The organism is Clostridium sp. MSTE9 (genome assembly GCF_000277625.1).
Taxonomy (GTDB): Bacteria; Bacillota; Clostridia; order Oscillospirales; family Acutalibacteraceae; genus Faecalispora; species Faecalispora jeddahensis.
This window is the reverse complement of record NZ_AKFU01000053.1, coordinates 22,120-39,058: the sequence shown is the minus strand read 5'-3', so window position 1 is coordinate 39,058 and position 16,939 is coordinate 22,120. Positions and strand designations below refer to the sequence as shown.

Annotated in this window: 15 protein-coding genes; 10 read left to right on the top strand and 5 right to left on the bottom strand. The window is 53.7% G+C overall.

The features are described 5' to 3' along the window. Positions 1-146 precede the first annotated feature (146 nt). Together HMPREF1141_RS15685 and HMPREF1141_RS15680 are read left to right on the top strand one after the other, a co-directional pair. Positions 147-1,337, top strand: coding sequence for a GGDEF domain-containing protein (locus HMPREF1141_RS15685; RefSeq protein WP_009066373.1), 1,191 nt, complete (start codon positions 147-149; stop codon positions 1,335-1,337). A gap of 131 nt (positions 1,338-1,468) precedes the next feature. Next, complete coding sequence (locus tag HMPREF1141_RS15680; RefSeq protein ID WP_009066449.1) at positions 1,469-2,527, top strand: YdcF family protein; 1,059 nt, start codon at positions 1,469-1,471, stop codon at positions 2,525-2,527. A 273-nt stretch (positions 2,528-2,800) separates the two neighbouring features. On the opposite strand, the gene HMPREF1141_RS15675 is transcribed toward HMPREF1141_RS15680, so the two are convergent. The 5 genes from HMPREF1141_RS15675 to HMPREF1141_RS15650 form a co-directional block, all read right to left on the bottom strand. Then, entirely contained in the window at positions 2,801-3,904 is a 1,104-nt protein-coding gene (locus HMPREF1141_RS15675; protein WP_009066307.1) for a methionine synthase, read from the bottom strand. A 562-nt stretch (positions 3,905-4,466) separates the two neighbouring features. Then, complete coding sequence (locus tag HMPREF1141_RS15665) at positions 4,467-6,404, bottom strand: ABC transporter ATP-binding protein (RefSeq protein WP_009066426.1); 1,938 nt, start codon at positions 6,402-6,404, stop codon at positions 4,467-4,469. Continuing rightward, on the bottom strand, positions 6,397-8,148 hold the full coding sequence (locus tag HMPREF1141_RS15660; protein ID WP_009066379.1) for an ABC transporter ATP-binding protein: 1,752 nt from the start codon (positions 8,146-8,148) through the stop codon (positions 6,397-6,399). Before HMPREF1141_RS15660 ends, HMPREF1141_RS15665 begins: the two co-directional genes overlap by 8 nt. Before the next feature lie 6 nt (positions 8,149-8,154). Continuing rightward, a complete protein-coding gene (locus tag HMPREF1141_RS15655) occupies positions 8,155-8,604 on the bottom strand; it encodes a MarR family transcriptional regulator (RefSeq protein WP_009066274.1) in 450 nt (149 codons plus the stop codon). Positions 8,605-8,914: 310 nt separating this feature from the next. Beyond that, positions 8,915-9,307, bottom strand: coding sequence for a pyridoxamine 5'-phosphate oxidase family protein (locus tag HMPREF1141_RS15650; protein WP_009066341.1), 393 nt, complete (start codon positions 9,305-9,307; stop codon positions 8,915-8,917). Between the two features lie 139 nt (positions 9,308-9,446). Here HMPREF1141_RS15650 and HMPREF1141_RS15645 point away from each other — a divergent pair, with 139 nt between their 5' ends. The 8 genes from HMPREF1141_RS15645 to trpA all read left to right on the top strand — a co-directional run bounded on the left by HMPREF1141_RS15645 (position 9,447) and on the right by trpA (position 16,834). After that, a complete protein-coding gene (locus tag HMPREF1141_RS15645; RefSeq protein WP_009066267.1) occupies positions 9,447-9,785 on the top strand; it encodes a helix-turn-helix domain-containing protein in 339 nt (112 codons plus the stop codon). Between the two features lie 570 nt (positions 9,786-10,355). Then, a complete protein-coding gene (trpE, locus tag HMPREF1141_RS15640) occupies positions 10,356-11,843 on the top strand; it encodes an anthranilate synthase component I (protein WP_009066303.1) in 1,488 nt (495 codons plus the stop codon). Then, on the top strand, positions 11,827-12,393 hold the full coding sequence (locus HMPREF1141_RS15635; RefSeq protein WP_009066326.1) for an aminodeoxychorismate/anthranilate synthase component II: 567 nt from the start codon (positions 11,827-11,829) through the stop codon (positions 12,391-12,393). The genes trpE and HMPREF1141_RS15635 overlap by 17 nt, the downstream gene beginning before the upstream one ends. Before the next feature lie 14 nt (positions 12,394-12,407). Further along, positions 12,408-13,433 carry an anthranilate phosphoribosyltransferase gene (trpD, locus tag HMPREF1141_RS15630; RefSeq protein WP_009066288.1) on the top strand — a complete coding sequence of 342 codons (1,026 nt, stop codon included), beginning with the start codon at positions 12,408-12,410 and terminating at the stop codon, positions 13,431-13,433. Then, positions 13,430-14,212, top strand: a complete 783-nt coding sequence (trpC, locus tag HMPREF1141_RS15625) for an indole-3-glycerol phosphate synthase TrpC (protein ID WP_009066281.1) — start codon at positions 13,430-13,432, stop codon at positions 14,210-14,212. The genes trpD and trpC overlap by 4 nt, the downstream gene beginning before the upstream one ends. Then, positions 14,209-14,850, top strand: a complete 642-nt coding sequence (locus HMPREF1141_RS15620; RefSeq protein ID WP_009066478.1) for a phosphoribosylanthranilate isomerase — start codon at positions 14,209-14,211, stop codon at positions 14,848-14,850. Before trpC ends, HMPREF1141_RS15620 begins: the two co-directional genes overlap by 4 nt. 23 nt (positions 14,851-14,873) lie before the next feature. Further along, positions 14,874-16,058, top strand: coding sequence for a tryptophan synthase subunit beta (gene trpB, locus HMPREF1141_RS15615; RefSeq protein ID WP_009066330.1), 1,185 nt, complete (start codon positions 14,874-14,876; stop codon positions 16,056-16,058). Continuing rightward, on the top strand, positions 16,055-16,834 hold the full coding sequence (gene trpA, locus HMPREF1141_RS15610; protein ID WP_009066442.1) for a tryptophan synthase subunit alpha: 780 nt from the start codon (positions 16,055-16,057) through the stop codon (positions 16,832-16,834). The genes trpB and trpA overlap by 4 nt, the downstream gene beginning before the upstream one ends. Positions 16,835-16,939 lie beyond the last annotated feature (105 nt).

Sequence of the window (16,939 nt, the reverse complement as noted above, 5' to 3'; positions counted from 1 at the left end):
TTCGCGGTATGAAAGACAGTGGTGCACAGCGCCATCAGGCGGCAGCCGGATCAGAAAACAGCCTTCCAAAAACGCAGCACAGGCTGCTGAAAAGCATGTGCTGATGAGAGCGTGCGGTTTTCAGGGCCTGGCCGGGAGGGAACAAAGTGGGAACACGTTTTCTGCCATATGGGCAGGAAGAGAAGCAGGATAGATCGAATATAGAAGAAATCAAAAAAGAATACTCGAAGGTGGACCATGACTGGCTTTTGCTGCACTATCAAATTTCCTTTGCGCTTGTGGTGTTCGCAATGCTTTGTGAGTGTGCAGCGGGTGTGATCTTGTTCCATTACGACCTGATTTCGATTTCTGTGCAGCGCTATGTCTACAAGTATGTCGTTTTGCCCAGTGCGGCGAACCTTGCCTTCATTGTACTGGAGACAGTGGTGGTAAGGTCAGAGAAAATTTCACAGATCAAGAAAATCTATACGGTATCGCTGACATATGTTGCGATTTCGTTTGTTCTGTATACAGTGCACTGTGTCTTCCCGGCAATGTACTACACCTTTGCGGGCGCCATTATGCTGACCATCATTTATGCCCGTTACCGCGTAACCGTGGTCACGGCGGTCGTGGGAATAGGTTGCTTTGTGTTTTCCGAATTCTTTACGGAATGGGACCCGGATAAGGTCAATGCTCTTTCAGACTCCTCACGGATGGGCAATGTTTTGACCGCTCTTTTCGTTCTGCTGGCGTTTTCCGCCGTGTGCATGGTGACGATTCGTTTTGAAAAGGAACGGAACCAGATCAGCATCCAGAATTCGGTGGAGCGTTACCAGCTTTGGGAGAGCGTGCGCACCGATGATATGACGGGGATTTTTAACCGCAAGGCGCTGCACAATGCGTTTAAGGACATGGAGGACAGCACGGAGGAAAAGGTCTATATTCTGGCTGTGGTGGATATTGACCATTTCAAGCAGATCAACGACTGCTGGGGGCACCGTGTCGGCGATAATGTTCTGGTCAGCTTTGCAGAGGTGCTTCGGGAAAACTGCGGGCCCTCCACGCCGTTTCGCTACGGCGGGGATGAATTCTGCCTCTTGTTCTGTGACGTCAGTATGACGGAAGCGGTAAACACCTGCAAAAAGATACAGGCAATGCTTGATCAGATGCCCTTTCCCGGTCATCCGGAATTAAAGCTGACGGCCAGCTTTGGCCTGGCGCCCTATTCTCTTCATATGGATGCGGTGCGTCTGTTTCTCAATGCGGATTATGCGCTGTATGAGGCAAAAAAGAAGCGTGATTCCATTCATGTATACGAGCAGAGCAGCGATCATTCCGGCCGCTTTTTTGAATGACCGGTGAAATAGAAAACCGACGGGGAATACTATATTATTTGGACTTTTGCTGTCGCGGCGGACCGTTTTGGCCGCCGTGATTTTAGGTTAGAGCGGCGGTACGATGTGGACCACCGGACGAGGAGACTTTTATGGATACCAGACTGATTCTTCTGCTCCCGATTTTGCTGGCTGCCGCTGCGGGAACAGCGTGGTTTTTGTGGCAGTACCGAAAGGAAAAGAGAAGCCTCTGGCTGGGGATTTCCTTTCTGGCGGCATTGCTGCCGGTATTGGGGCTGTGCGCCGTCATTTTACTGATGCTGGAGAGCCAGCCGTTTGCATGGGGAATTCTTGTCATCGGCGGGGTTGCGTTTTTGGCGGCAATTTTGCTGTTCCCGTTTGCGCTGATCACCACTCTGCTGATTTCCGGTATTCAGCTGATCCGCAGGGAGGGCTTTTCTCTTTCTCATCTGCTTTCGCTTGGATTTGGGGTGTGCTACATTGCATACCTGGTGGGTTGGCCCATGCTGAGCGACATTCGAAAGGATGATTTTTGGAATTTTCTGTACGCGTATCTTTCCTTTGTATTCTTTGTCACCCTTTCGATTTTTGCGCTGTATACGATCAGCAGCTTTTTGAATTTGCTCCGAAACCGCCGGAAAACATACCGGTATATCATCGTGTTGGGCTGCGGATTGATGAACGGCACCGAGGTAACGCCGCTTCTGGCGGGCCGGATTCAAAAGGGGATAGAGGCATACCGTCAGAATCCCGGCAGCCGGCTGGTATTTTCCGGAGGAAAGGGAAGCGACGAAGCTCTCCCGGAGGGAGAGGCGATGAAGCGCTATGCCATGGAGAAAGGCATTCCGGAAGAGGATATTCTGGTGGAAGACCAGTCTGTAAACACCAGAGAGAACCTGCAGTTTTCTGATCAGCTGATTCAGAAGGACGCACAGGGGGATACGGGGAACCTGCTGGTGGTCACAAACCGCTACCACGTGTTCCGCGCGCTGCTTTTGGCCAAGCATCTGGGGATTCCCTGCGATGGGCGCGGCTCACGCACGAAGCTGTATTTTGCGCTCAATGCCTTTATTCGGGAATGGATCGCTTATCTGGTATTCTGGCGCAAAACATATGTCACCGTTCTGGGAATTTCCTTTTTTGCGCTCGGTGCCGGTTATCTGCTGAGCTGGTATCTGCGTCACCTGTAACCATATGAAAGAAACCGCAAAAATTCTGCCTTAAGACTTTAGAACAAAAAAATTAGGAAGGCACCCGCCTTCCTTTTTTCCTGGGAGAGATGAAGCTTCCCCTGAACGCATTTCTGCCGCTGTGATGTAGAAAATGCCGTACATACGCTTTGAGGGATGCGTCAAAAAACGCGGGGTCTTTCCGAAAGGAAGAGACCCCGCGTTTGTTACTGCACTTTTGGTTTGTTCCGGCTCGAATGTATCGCTGAAAAACCGATCATGCGTTTCAGAAAATCATAAGAAATCCTTGCAGGAAACGAGCAGGTCTATCTTTTTCCACTGCGTTTCCTCGTCGATACAATTGCCTTCCTCAACAGAAGCAAATCCGCACTGTGGGGATAAAGCGATATTGTCGCCCACAACGGCCTTCGCCTCTAAATATCTCCTTTTGATGTCATCGTAGCTTTCCAAAACGGGGTTCTTTGTGGAAATCAGACCCGCTACAAAGGTGACGCCTGTTCCTTTCAACACCGACCAGGGGGCAAAGGAGCCGGAACGCTCGTCGTCATACTCGACGAAAAAGCCGTCATAAGGAATCTGGCTGATAATCGGCGCCACGGAATCGTAAAAACCATTAAAGAGAGGATGCCCCTTGAAATTGCCCTTGCAGAAGTGATTGGCAATGATCATGTCGGCGGGCTTTCCCTCAAGAGCTTTTGTAGATACGCGCTTGAACCACTCCAGAACCTCAGCCTTTTCATACCCCAGAGAAGATACTTTCTTTAAGAAGTTCTCATCAATCATATAGGTCCAGGAGGTATCGTCGATTTGCAGATATCTGCAGCCATGCGCATATAGATCCTGAATGGCGCACTGATAAGCGAGGGCAATGTCCTCAATGAGCGCATCAATGTTGCTGCCGTAGTATGGAACTTCTTTGATACCCATCTGCAGGTAATTATCGACGAGGATCATGTTGGGGCCGGAAATACATTTTTTTGCTGTGACGCCCGGATACTTCTTTGCTTCCTGAGCCAGGAAGTCGAAGGCTTCAATCTCTGCGTGGGCGCGTTCCGCGTTATAAGAAATCTTTCCGTTGATATAGCCCAATTCAATGTGATTGACGACGCCGTTGCGCTCTTTTTCCAAGTGCTGGGTGGTAAAGCCCTCGAACTCCTTGAGCCAGTCCAGGTGCCACCACCTGCGCCGGTATTCTCCGTCGGTTACAAATTTCAGGCCATGGGCAACTTCTTTGGCAACCAGCTCCGCAATCGCCGTATCCTCAACCTTCCGCAAGTCTGCCAAAGAGATTTCTCCGCTCGCAAATTGGGCTCTTGCCGTTTTGACCTGCGCGGGTCTTAAAAAAGAACCCACGATATCGGATTTGATGTTTAACATAAGTACCCCCCTGTATTTGATCTTCTTGGGTCATGATAAAAGAGAAACTGCCGGAGCGGCTTGCCCGCGGCCGGAGCTTCCAATCGCTTTCTCAACTTAGCTTTTATTATTATTCATTATATCATAGAGAGATGATTTTACGGTAATACAAATAAGATATGGATAGATATAGTTTTATGCTTTATAGGAACGAGCGGCGAAAGTGCGGCAGCCCTACCACCGCAAGGGAGAAAGAGGCTGCGAGACTTCTTTTCCCTTCATCGCAATCTCGCAGTATTTCATTGGAGCCGAAGATGTCCCTGGAATCATGGGAAAATGCGTCCTCCGAATCGCTCCTGAACCTGATTGTGCCGGTGGGCGGGAGAACGACAAGAAACAGATCGTCAACAGGCCGGTTCCTCTTGGGAGCGGAAAATAACCTGCACAGCGCCAACTGCTGTTGGAAAAAACACGGACTGATCCGCTGTTTCAGCTCCTCCGAACAATAACATATTCTTATAATGCGATATGCAAAAACCGGGGACGCTTCTAAGGGAAGCGGCCCCGGTTTTCTATGTGTGCTTTATTCCAGCTCGAATGCGCCGGTGTACAGCTGATAATATTTGCCGCGCTCGGCAATCAGCTGATCATGGCTGCCGCGCTCAATGATACGGCCGTGCTCCAGCACCATGATCACGTCGGCGTTCTGAACGGTGGACAGACGGTGGGCAATGACGAACACCGTGCGCCCTTTCATCAGAGCGTCCATACCCTTTTGCACAATCGCCTCGGTTCGAGTGTCGATGGAGGAGGTCGCTTCGTCCAGAATCATCACGGGCGGGTCGGCCACCGCGGCGCGCGCGATCGAAATCAACTGCCGCTGCCCCTGTGAAAGGCCGCTGCCGTCGCTTTCCAGCACGGTCTGGTACCCCTTCGGCAGCATCCGGATAAAGCCGTCCGCGTTCGCGAGCTTCGCGGCCGCGATGCATTCCTCATCCGTCGCATCGAGCTTGCCGTAACGAATATTCTCCATCACGGTGCCGGTAAACAGGTTGACGTCCTGCAGAACAATGCCGAGCGAACGGCGCAGGTCTGCTTTTTTGATCTTGTTGATATTGATGCCGTCGTACCGGATCTTTCCGTCGGCAATATCGTAAAAGCGGTTGATCAGGTTAGTGATCGTCGTTTTACCGGCGCCGGTCGCTCCAACGAACGCCACCTTCTGGCCGGGCTCCGCATACAGGGTGATGTTGTGCAGCACCGGCTTGCCCTCTTCGTATTCAAAATCCACGTCGTAAAAGCGGATGTCGCCGTTCAGGGGAGTGTAGGTGATGCTGCCATCGCTGTGCGGATACTTCCAGGCCCACATTTCGGTGCGCTCGCTGCATTCGGTCACCACTCCGTCGGTTACGCAGGCGTTCACGAGCGTAACGTACCCGTCGTCCTGCTCGCTTTCTTCATCCATCAGCTCAAAAATACGGGAGGCGCCGGCCAGCGCCATGATGACCATGTTGAACTGCATCGAGATCTGGCCAATGGGGTTGATGAAGCTGCGGGAAAGAGTCAGGAACGAAACGATGGTGCCGATCGTCAGCACATTGACCCCGGCCAGGCTCAGGTTCGGCAGACCGGCGATTCCCGCCGCGCCGCCGATCACCGCCAGCAATACATAGAGCATGTAGCCCATGTTGCCGACAACGGGCATCGTGATGTTTCCGTATTTGTTCGCTTCGGTTGCGCAGTAGCGCAGCTCGTCGTTTCTAAGGTCAAAATCTTCTTTTGTTTTGTCCTCGTGGCAGAATACCTTGATGACCTTCTGCCCATTGATCATTTCTTCAATGTAGCCGTTTACATTGCCCAGCGCCTGCTGCTGCTTGACAAAGAACGTACCGCTGCGCCCGACCAGGGTTTTGATGACCTTGAGCAGGAGCACGGCGAATACGGCGACAAACGCGGTCAGACCCACGCTGAGGTACAGCATGGAGAAAAACGCCGCGGCAACGGAAACGACAGAAGAAAGCATCTGCGGAAAGCTCTGTGAAATCGCCTGACGCAGCGTGTCGGTGTCGTTTGTGTAGCGGCTCATAACATCGCCGTAGGGGTGGGTGTCAAAATAGCGGATCGGCAGGCTCTGCATGTGGGTAAACATACTGTCGCGGATTTTTTTCAGTGTGCCCTGCTCCACGATGACCATCACCCAGTTATAGAACAGGGTGGAACAGATGCCGATCAGATACACGCAGCCGATGGAGAGAACCGCGCGGAACAGGCCGGAAAAGTCCGGGTTGACCTGCCCCAGCAGCGGAACAATATATTGATCGATCAAAGTCTGCAAAAACAGCGCAGAGGCCGCACTGGCGGCGGCGCTGATCAGAATGCAGATGCCGACGAGAATCAGGCGAAACCGGTATTCCGACATGTAAGAGAGCAGACGCTTGATGGTGCCGGGCTTAAAGCGCTGCATCGGCGGGTGCCCGGCCGGCTTTCTGCCGGTTTTGGCAGCGGCGGATTGGTTATTCATGAAGGGTTCCCCCCTTGTTCTGAGATTCATAGACCTCGCGGTAAATCGCGCAGGTTTCGAGCAGCTGTTCGTGCGTGCCGATCGCGTTGATGCGGCCGTCGTCCAGCACGATGATCTTATCCGCGTCCTGCACGGAGGAAACGCGCTGCGCGATGATGATTTTGGTGGTGTTCGGGATGTTCTCCCGGAACGCCTGACGGATCAGGCTGTCGGTTTTGGTATCGACAGCGCTGGTAGAGTCATCCAGAATCAGAATTTTCGGCTGCTTGAGCAATGCGCGTGCAATACACAAACGCTGGCGCTGACCGCCGGAAACGTTCGTGCCGCCCTGCTCAATATACGTGTCGTACCCGTCCGGGAACTCGCGGATGAAGCCGTCGGCCTGCGCAAGCTGACAGGCATGGATCATTTCCTCGTCTGTAGCCTTTTCGTTGCCCCAGCGAAGGTTCTCTTTGATCGTGCCGGAGAACAGCACGTTCTTTTGCAGCACCATGGCCACCTCGTTGCGCAGTGTTTCCAGGTCGTAATCCTTTACATTGACTCCGCCGACGGTTACAACGCCGCCCATCGGGTCATACAGGCGGGGAATCAGCTGCACCAGGCTCGATTTGGACGAGCCCGTTCCGCCGATGATGCCGACGGTCTGGCCCGACGCGATGGAAAACGTGATATCGTCGAGTACCGGTTTGTCGGTTTGCCGTGCATAAGAGAAGGTGACGTCCTCAAAGGTAATGGAGCCGTTCGGCACGGAATAAACCGGGTTCTCCGAGTTTTTCAGGTCGCTTTCCTCGGTCATCACCTCTACAATTCTTTCGGCGGACGCGCGGGAGATGATGATCATGACGAATACCATCGAGAGCATCATCAGGCTCATCAGAATCTGCATGGCATAGGTAATCAGACTGGCCAGCTCGCCGGTGGAAAGGCCGATCGCCGCGTTGTTCCCGCTGGCGACGATCTCTTGCGCGCCAAACCACGAGAGCAGCAGCATGCTGGCATAAAGACACAACTGCATCAGCGGCATGGTAAAGGCCAGACGTTTTTCCGCTTTTGTAAAGTCATTGAAGATCGTTTGAGAAACGTCGGCAAACTTCTTCTCTTCAAAATCCTCGCGGATATAGGATTTGACCACACGAATGCCGTGCAGGTTTTCCTGCACGATGTTATTCAGCCGGTCATAGGTGCGGAACACCCGCACAAAGATCGGGTGAACGCGCGACATAATCACGAACATGCCCAAACCGAGCACCGGGATGGTCGCAAGGAAGATCAGCGACAGCTGTGCGTCGATCCGGAACGAAAACATGAGCGCGAACACGATCATCATCGGCGCGCGCACGGCAAGACGCACCAGCATCTGGTACGCGTTCTGCACGTTGGTCACGTCGGTGGTCAGGCGGGTGATGATGCTCGCGGTCGAAAACTTATCGATGTTGGAAAACGAAAAGTTCTGTACATTGTAAAACATGTCGTGGCGCAGATTTCTGGCAAAGCCTGCCGAGGCGACCGCCGCGCTGCGTCCGGCCAGAATGCCTGTAACCAGCGAAAGCGCCGCGGCCAGGATGAGAACAAGACCCATCTTGAGCACGTAGGACATGTCCTTTTGATTGATTCCGTTATCAATCAAAAATGCCATGATAGTTGGAATCACAATTTCGAGGATGGATTCCAAAGTAACGTATATCGGTGCGAGAATCGTTTCCTTTTTATATTCCCGCACACTAGACAGAAGTGTTTTGATCATGGATTGTTATTGCTCCTCCTGCAGATTGGTTATGTTGGTTTTCATGCGTTCCAAATAAGAAAGCAGCGTTTTGATTTCCTCCTCCGTAAAGCCCTGGATGAGGGTATACTCCATTTTTTTGGCATCCTCCAGCATCAGTCCCCGGATTTCCAGCGCCTTTGGGGTCAGCACAATTTTTTTCAGGCGTGCGTCCTGCGCAACGGCCTGCCGCTCGATCAGCCCCTTTTGCTCCATCAGGCTCAGCACCCGGGAAGCGGTGGAACGGGTAATGGTGAAATAGTCCTCAATGTCTTTCTGGTAGATGTCCTGGCCGGCCCGGTCGGCGACAAAACTGATGATCCAGCCGTTATTGCCGGTAACGGTTTCAATCTCCTTCCGGTGAGATGAAAATTCAAAATAACGCCGGATCATATTGTTCAGAGAGCGAAGCTCCCGGCCGACCCTCATTTTATTCATGGGGCATATCCTTTCCAAAGTAAATTGTTTGATATAAAACTGTTGTGTGTACAACATTATATTCAAAATCAAATCATGAGTCAAGAGAAAAAGTGATAAAACATACGCCCCAAAATGAATTCTAATTTGTCGAAATAATACTGAAACGCAGAAGAATTCAGCAGGCTGATACAAGCAAAATCGGGTCTGCAGGGAGATGATGATTTTGCACAGGAAAATCAGGCTACTTTCTAGGATTACCGAATTGTTCCAATAAAAAACAGCAGGCCAATTTGGCCCGCTGTTTTTTATTGGAACATCGAAACGATGCTTAGAACTGAATCACTTTCGGCTCTTCGGTAAAGGAGCAAATGGTGGCGGTGGCATTTTCCAGGTAGAAAACGACCGTGTTGCCGTCATCGGCACTGTACATTTTTTTCAGAGAGGGGTATGCGTCCAGCATGTGCTGTCTTGCCTGTACGCGGTCATCTTCTACCGCGGTCGCTGTAAGGCGAATCCAGTTTCCGCCCGCCATGCCGCTGATTTCAATTTTGGGATTCTCTTTCATCTGGCGGTACACGTTTTTTACCTTGCCGGTTTGGATGTACAGCTTGCCCTCAAAAATCTCCGCCGTGCCAAAGGGGCGCACGCGCGGCTGATCGCCGTCGGTGGTAGCCAGATAATAGGTGCTGCATTGTTTCAAAAATTCGCATACTTCCTGCATGAGTCATGCCTCCGTTTTCTTTTGATTGACTTATGGTTTATTTCCTGCTACCATTGAAACATAGTACAAAACAGAATTCAAGTACGATCATTTTGTATCGTAAGTATCTTTTTAGATACTAAAAGGGAGCTTTGATAAAATGGATCAGGATTTGTTCGGCATCTGCCCCTATGTGACAGTGCAAAAGCTGCTGACGGGGAAATGGACGCTGTTGATTTTATATCATTTGAGCATGAAAACGATGCGCTTTAACGAGCTGCAGCGGGCACTGCCGCGCCTGACGCAGGCCACGCTGACAAAGCAGCTGCACATGATGCTGGAAAACGGCCTGATTGAGCGCACGGTGTACAACCAGATCCCGCCGAAGGTGGAGTATTCGCTCAGCCAGCTCGGCCGGGATTTTGAGCCGGTTCTGGACGCTGTGGGTGTGTGGGGGAAAGAGTATATCGCCTGCATCAAAGAAAAAGAGCTTCAGTAACAGTATTTCCAAACTCTGCGAACTTTCTTTGGGTGTTATTTTCGCGTTTTTTTGATTTTCTTTTACTTTGTGAAAGATGCAGAGAATCAATCGAAGATTTTTTTCTGGATTGGTCAATGCGTTACAGAAAAACTGCCCATGGAACAAAAAGCGGGGTTTTGAATATTGTATTCAAAAGAGTTCTCACTTCTCTTTTGTGAAACAGACTATTGACAGGGTTGTATTTTTGTGTTACTTTAAGTAAAAATTTGATAACCAAACCGTTGATGCGGAGATAACGGTGATCATGTTCTTACAGAGAGCCTGCGATGCTGAGAATCAGGCAGAAAACAAGTCATCAAATGGACCGCTGAGGGCGCAGTCAAAGGGGCAACCCGAGTATTCTGCGACGAGAAGGCATACGTTAGTTGCCGGGGATATGTTAGTATCCTGCTAAGAGCACGGTCGTTGTATCGTGAATCAGGGTGGCACCGCGAGCCTTTTAGCTCGTCCTTGACAAAGTAATTGTCAGGGGCGGGCTTTTTTGTCGTCTCTGGCAGAAAGTAATCTGACAGAAAGGCATGATGAAACATGGCAAATCCCGCGTTTTCAGAAGCAAAACGGCTGGCGCAGTCGGGCAATTTCAAAATCATCCCAATCAGCTGCGAGCTGTACGCTGACCGGATCACCCCCATGGAAGCACTGCGAAAGCTGAAAAATGTCAGCAGCCACTGCTACCTGCTCGAATCGGCGGAGAGCAGCCGCGTGTGGGGCCGGTACACGTTTCTTGGGTTTGACCCCGCGCTGGAGCTGAGCTGTACAGACGGCATGCTCACCCTGCGGGCCGGTTCCTCCATCACGATGGAAACAAAGCACCCGAAAGAGATCATACGGCAGGTGCTCGCGGATAACCGCAGCCCGCGTATGGAAAACCTGCCGCCCTTTACCGGCGGGCTCGTCGGGTATTTTTCCTACGATTACATCAAATACGCCGAGCCGTCCCTTGTGCTGGACGCAAATGACGAAGAGGGCTTTCAGGATGTAGACCTGATGCTGTTCGACAAGGTAATCGCATTTGACCATTTCCGGCAGAAGATCATCCTGATCGTGAACGCGCGGTGCGACCATATGGAAACAGAATACCGCCGGGCAGAGATGGAGCTGAAAAAGCTTCGCGAGCTTCTTCTGAACGGTGCGCCGAAGCAGGAGGCCCCCGGGCGGATGACCTCGCCGGTGCGCGCGTTGTTCGATGAGCCTGCCTACTGCGCCATGGTCGAGCGGGCGAAGGAGTACATCCGCGAGGGGGATATATTTCAGGTGGTGCTCTCGAACCGGCTCGACGCGGACTTTGAGGGAAGCCTGCTCGACACCTACCGCGTTCTGCGCACAGTGAACCCTTCGCCGTATATGTTTTATTTTTCGAGTGACGACATCGAGATCGCCGGCGCTTCTCCCGAAACGCTGGTGCGCCTGCAGAACGGCGTGCTGCACACCTTCCCGCTGGCCGGCACCCGCCCGCGCGGCAAAACGGACGAGGAAGACAAACGGCTGGAACAGGAGCTTCTTGCGGACGAAAAGGAATGCGCCGAGCACAACATGCTGGTCGATTTGGGGCGCAACGATATCGGCAGAATCAGCGAGTTCGGCAGTGTGCAGGTGGAGCAATACATGCAGATCGAACGCTTTTCCCACGTGATGCACATCGGCTCTACCGTGTGCGGAACGCTCCGAAAAGACCGTGACGCGGCGGACGCGATCGACTCGATTCTACCTGCGGGTACGCTTTCCGGCGCTCCCAAAATCCGCGCCTGCGAGATCATCAATGAGCTGGAAAACAACAAGCGCGGCATCTACGGCGGGGCCATCGGCTACATCGATTTTACCGGGAATCTCGACACCTGCATCGCGATCCGTATCGCCTACAAAAAGAAGGGTAAGGTGTTTGTCCGCTCCGGGGCCGGAATCGTGGCCGACAGCGTGCCGGAGAACGAGTACCGGGAATGCATTCAAAAGGCCAGAGCCGTCATCGGCGCGCTGGAGGCCGCACAGGGAGGGCTGAAACATGATTCTGCTGATTGATAACTACGACAGCTTTTCGTATAACCTGTATCAGTTTGTCAGTACGAATTATCCCGACATCCGCGTTGTGCGCAACGACGAGCTTTCGGTGGAGCAGGCAAGGGAGCTGGCCCCCTCGCACATCATTCTCTCGCCGGGGCCGGGCTACCCGGGGGATGCTGGCATCTGCGTCGAGGCCGCGAAAGAGCTGGGGCAGACGATCCCGCTGCTCGGCGTGTGCCTGGGGCATCAGGCGATCTGCGAGGCATACGGGGCAACGGTCTCCCACGCGAAACAGCTGATGCACGGCAAACAGTCCGTGGTGACGCTCGATACGGATTGCCCTCTGTTTTCCGGGCTTCCCAAACAGATCAAGGCGGCGCGCTACCACTCGCTTGCCGCCATACACGATACGATGCCGGAATGCCTCGCTGTTACCGCCGAAACCGACGACGGAGAAATTATGGCCGTGATGCACCGCGAGTTCCCGATTTACGGGGTGCAGTTCCATCCGGAATCGATCCTGACCGAAAACGGCATGCAGATTATTCAGAATTTTCTTGCACTGTGAAAGGAGCGCTTGTCATGATTAAAGAAGCAACCTCGAAGCTGATCGACCGAAAAGACCTGACCTACGACGAGGCCCGGGCCGTCATGGATGAAATCATGAGCGGCGGCACATCGCCGGTGCAGACCGCGGCGTTCCTTGCGGCGCTCTCCGCCAAGGGCGAAACCATTGAGGAGATCACCGCCTGCGCCGCCGGGATGCGTGCACGCGCGCTGCCCGTGGAATATACGGATGACCTGCTCGAGATCGTCGGCACCGGCGGGGACGGCTCGAACTCGTTCAATATTTCTACCACCTCCTCCATCGTCATCGCAGCGGGTGGGGTTCGGGTAGCAAAGCACGGCAACCGTGCGGCCTCCTCCCGCAGCGGCGCGGCGGATTGCCTGGAGGCGCTGGGCGTGAACATCAGCCTTTCTCCGGAACAGTGCGTTTCGCTGCTGCAAAACGTCGGCATCTGCTTTTTATTCGCGCAGACCTACCATTCTTCCATGAAATACGTCGGCCCCGTTCGTAAAGAGCTGGGCATCCGCACCATTTTTAATATTCTCGGTCCGCTGACAAACCCCGCTCATGCGAATTTGCAGGTGCTGGGCGTGTACTCCGAAGAGATGGTGGAGCCGCTGGCCCATGTGCTGCACAATCTGGGCGTGCGGCGCGGCATGGTGGTCTACGGGCAGGATAAGCTCGATGAAATTTCCCTGTCCTCGCCGACCACTGTCTGTGAATTCAACGGCGACGAGTTCACCACCTATGTGATTCACCCGCAGGATTTCGGCCTGACCCCGTGCGAGAAATCCGAGCTGGTCGGCGGCACACCGCAGGAAAACGCGCAGATCACGCTCGATATTTTAAACGGGGCAAAGGGTGCAAAACGCGATGCGGTGCTGCTCAACGCGGGCGCGGGGCTGTATGTTGCGGGCAAGGCCGCTTCCCTCGAAGCTGGAGTCCGTTTGGCGGCAGAGTTGATCGACAGCGGCAGGGCGATGGCAAAGCTGCAGGAGTTCATTCTGGAATCGAACCGGAAGGAAGAGGCAGCGTCATGATTCTGGATGAAATCGCGGCCTATGCCGCACAGCGCGTGGCACACGCCAAGAAGCTCGTTTCACCCGGGGAATTGCGTGAAGCGGCACTGAAACTGCCCAAGGGCGATTTGAGATTTACAAAGGCCCTGCAAGCAGATGGGATGTCCCTGATCTGCGAGGTGAAAAAAGCTTCCCCCTCCAAGGGGATTATTTCAGAAGAGTTTCCGTACCTTGTCATCGCAAAGGAGTACGAGGCTGCCGGGGCGGATTGCATCTCCTGCCTGACGGAGCCAAAGTGGTTTTTGGGGTCGGATGATATTTTCCGCAACATTCGAAATACGGTTTCTACTCCGATGCTGCGCAAGGATTTTACGGTGGACGAATACCAGCTTTACGAGGCCAAGGTTCTGGGGGCCGACGCGGTGCTGCTCATCTGCGCGCTGCTCGATACGAAAACCATTGAGCGGTATCTCGGCATTTGCGATGCGCTGGGCCTTTCCGCTCTGGTTGAGGCACACGACGAAACGGAAATCGAGTCGGCAGTACAGGCCGGGGCGAAAATCATCGGTGTAAATAACCGCAATCTGAAAAACTTTACGGTTGATTTTTCGAACGCCGCCCGCCTGCGGGAGAAGATCCCGGCAAGTGTCCTGTTCGTCGCTGAATCCGGCGTTACGGGAGCGGCGGACATTGCCCGGCTGAAAGCGTCGGGGGCCGACGCGGTTCTGGTGGGCGAAGCGCTGATGAAAGCGCCGGAGCGCCGCGCGGCGCTCCGGGAATTCAGGAGGGCTGCACAATGACGAAGATTAAAATCTGCGGGCTGTTCCGCCTGTGCGACGCCGAATACATCAACGAGGCCATGCCGGATTACGCGGGCTTTGTCTTCTTTGAAAAAAGCCACCGCAACGTGACAATGCAGCAGGCTGCACAGCTCAGAAAGAGTATTCATCCATCCATACCGGCTGTCGGAGTATTTGTGAATGCCCCGCAGGAGCAAATCATATCGCTGTGCCGCGAGGGAGTGATCCAGATCGTCCAACTGCACGGCGGTGAAAGCGCGAAATATATCGGGCGGCTGAAAGCGCTGATTCCCGGCGTGCCGATCTGGCAGGCCTTTCGCGTGCGTACGCCGGAGGATTTGACGGTGGCACAGCAAAGCACAGCCGACCTGATTTTACTCGACAACGGTTATGGCACCGGCGAAACGTTCGACTGGTCGCTGATTTCGGGCATGACCCGCCCCTTCCTTTTGGCAGGAGGATTAACACCGCAGAACATCCCGCAGGCGATTGCGCGCTTTGCACCCTATGCGGTGGATATCAGCTCCGGCGTGGAAACGGAGAAGCAGAAAGACCGCGATAAAATCCTCGCCGCCGTCGCTGTGGTGCGCGGGACAGGGAATGAGGATACGGAAAAACCACAAAACCAGCCGGAGTAATCCGGCGAAAAGGAGTGAGCAGAATGTCTAAAGGAAGGTTCGGAGTTTACGGTGGCCAATATATTCCCGAAACGCTGATGACCGCCGTTATCGAGCTGGAGCAGGCTTATAACCATTATAAAGACGATCCGCAGTTTAACGCGGAGCTGACAGAGCTATTCAACAATTACGCAGGGCGGCCTTCTCTGCTGTACTTTGCAGAGAATATGACCAAGCGCCTCGGCGGCGCGAAGATTTACCTGAAGCGTGAGGATTTGAATCACACGGGCGCGCACAAGATCAACAACGTGCTGGGGCAGGTGCTTCTGGCGAAAAAAATGGGCAAAACACGCGTGATCGCCGAAACCGGTGCGGGCCAGCACGGCGTGGCCACCGCCACCGCAGCCGCGCTGATGGGTATGGAGTGCGAAATCTTCATGGGTGAAGAGGACACGAAGCGCCAGGCGCTGAATGTGTACAAAATGCGCCTGCTTGGCGCGAAGGTGAACCCCGTCACGAGCGGCACGGCAACACTCAAGGATGCCGTTTCGGAAACGATGCGCGAATGGGTGGGCCGGATCGCCGACACACACTATGTACTCGGCTCTGTGATGGGCCCGCACCCGTTCCCCACGATCGTGCGCGATTTTCAGGCGGTGATTTCCAAAGAGATCAAGGAACAGATTCTGCAAAAGGAAGGGCGTCTGCCGGACGCGGTTTTGGCCTGTGTGGGCGGCGGCTCCAACGCGATCGGCGCGTTTTACCACTTTATCGGGGATTCTTCCGTACGGCTGATTGGCTGCGAGGCCGCCGGGCGCGGCGTGGAATCCTTTGAAACGGCGGCGACGATCGTCACCGGCAAGCTCGGGATTTTCCACGGAATGAAATCGTATTTCTGCCAGGACGAATACGGGCAGATCGCGCCGGTCTATTCGATTTCCGCCGGGCTCGATTACCCGGGTATTGGGCCGGAGCATGCACACCTGCACGACATTGGCCGCGCGGAATATGTAGCGATCACCGACGACGAGGCCGTGGAGGCATTCGAGTACCTCTCCAGAACGGAGGGCGTGATTCCCGCCATCGAGAGCGCGCACGCCGTCGCGTATGCGATGAAGCTTGCGCCGACGATGGCAAGGGATCAGATCATCGTCGTGAATCTTTCGGGCCGCGGCGATAAGGATTGCGCGGCCATTGCGCGGTACAGAGGGGAGGAGCTGAGCGAATGAGCAGATTAAAAGAGGCATTTGCAGGCGAGAAAGCATTTGTGGCGTTTCTCACCTGCGGCGATCCCGATTTGGAAACGACAGAGCGGCTGATTCAGTCCATCGCCGAAGCGGGCGCGGATGTGATCGAGCTGGGGATTCCCTTTTCCGACCCAACGGCGGAGGGACCCGTCATTCAGGCGGCAAACCTGCGCGCACTGTCAAACGGAGTGACAACGGATGACATCTTTCAGATGGTGCGCCGCGTGCGAAAGACAGTTTCGGTTCCGCTGGTGTTCATGACTTACGCGAACGTGGTGTTTTCCTACGGCACGGAGCGCTTTCTCAAAACCGCCTCCGAAATCGGGATGGACGGCCTGATTCTGCCGGATGTGCCGTTTGAGGAAAAGGAAGAGTTTGAACCAGTCTGCAAACAGTACGAGATGGATTTCATCTCGTTCGTTTCGCCTACCTCCCACGACAGAGTCAAACAGATTGCAAAAGAGGCTGAGGGGTTTTTGTACTGCGTATCCTCTCTGGGCGTTACGGGAGTCCGATCAGAGCTTTCGTCTGGGATTGGCGAAATCACCGCTCTGGTTCGCGAGGTGACGGATACCCCCGCCGCGATCGGCTTCGGAATCTCCACCCCCGAGCAGGCGGAAAAAATGGCAGCGATCTCCGACGGTGTGATCGTCGGCTCGGCCATTGTCAGAATCGTCGGGCAATATGGAAGGGGAGCCGCTCCGCATGCGGCAGAATATGTAAGGCAAATGAAAGAAGCGGTTTGCCGTTTGGGCTGAACTGCCCTACGTTCCAAACGCGTTGCTGTAAAACAAATTTTTTATTAAAAGAAAATATAAAAGAAAAAAGCATGCCCCGATTCGGCTGATAAAGCCGTTTGAGGG

Excerpts from the sequence above, each read along its gene's own strand:
- trpA (WP_009066442.1), top strand. The coding sequence starts at position 16,055 with ATGAGCAGATTAAAAGAGGCATTTGCAGGCGAGAAAGCATTTGTGGCG.
- HMPREF1141_RS15650 (WP_009066341.1), bottom strand. The coding sequence starts at position 9,307 with ATGCAGGAAGTATGCGAATTTTTGAAACAATGCAGCACCTATTATCTG.
- HMPREF1141_RS15675 (WP_009066307.1), bottom strand. The coding sequence starts at position 3,904 with ATGTTAAACATCAAATCCGATATCGTGGGTTCTTTTTTAAGACCCGCG.
- HMPREF1141_RS15645 (WP_009066267.1), top strand. The coding sequence starts at position 9,447 with ATGGATCAGGATTTGTTCGGCATCTGCCCCTATGTGACAGTGCAAAAG.
- trpB (WP_009066330.1), top strand. The coding sequence starts at position 14,874 with ATGTCTAAAGGAAGGTTCGGAGTTTACGGTGGCCAATATATTCCCGAA.
- trpC (WP_009066281.1), top strand. The coding sequence starts at position 13,430 with ATGATTCTGGATGAAATCGCGGCCTATGCCGCACAGCGCGTGGCACAC.
- HMPREF1141_RS15680 (WP_009066449.1), top strand. The coding sequence starts at position 1,469 with ATGGATACCAGACTGATTCTTCTGCTCCCGATTTTGCTGGCTGCCGCT.
- HMPREF1141_RS15665 (WP_009066426.1), bottom strand. The coding sequence starts at position 6,404 with ATGAATAACCAATCCGCCGCTGCCAAAACCGGCAGAAAGCCGGCCGGG.
- trpD (WP_009066288.1), top strand. The coding sequence starts at position 12,408 with ATGATTAAAGAAGCAACCTCGAAGCTGATCGACCGAAAAGACCTGACC.
- HMPREF1141_RS15660 (WP_009066379.1), bottom strand. The coding sequence starts at position 8,148 with ATGATCAAAACACTTCTGTCTAGTGTGCGGGAATATAAAAAGGAAACG.
- trpE (WP_009066303.1), top strand. The coding sequence starts at position 10,356 with ATGGCAAATCCCGCGTTTTCAGAAGCAAAACGGCTGGCGCAGTCGGGC.
- HMPREF1141_RS15620 (WP_009066478.1), top strand. The coding sequence starts at position 14,209 with ATGACGAAGATTAAAATCTGCGGGCTGTTCCGCCTGTGCGACGCCGAA.
- HMPREF1141_RS15655 (WP_009066274.1), bottom strand. The coding sequence starts at position 8,604 with ATGAATAAAATGAGGGTCGGCCGGGAGCTTCGCTCTCTGAACAATATG.
- HMPREF1141_RS15635 (WP_009066326.1), top strand. The coding sequence starts at position 11,827 with ATGATTCTGCTGATTGATAACTACGACAGCTTTTCGTATAACCTGTAT.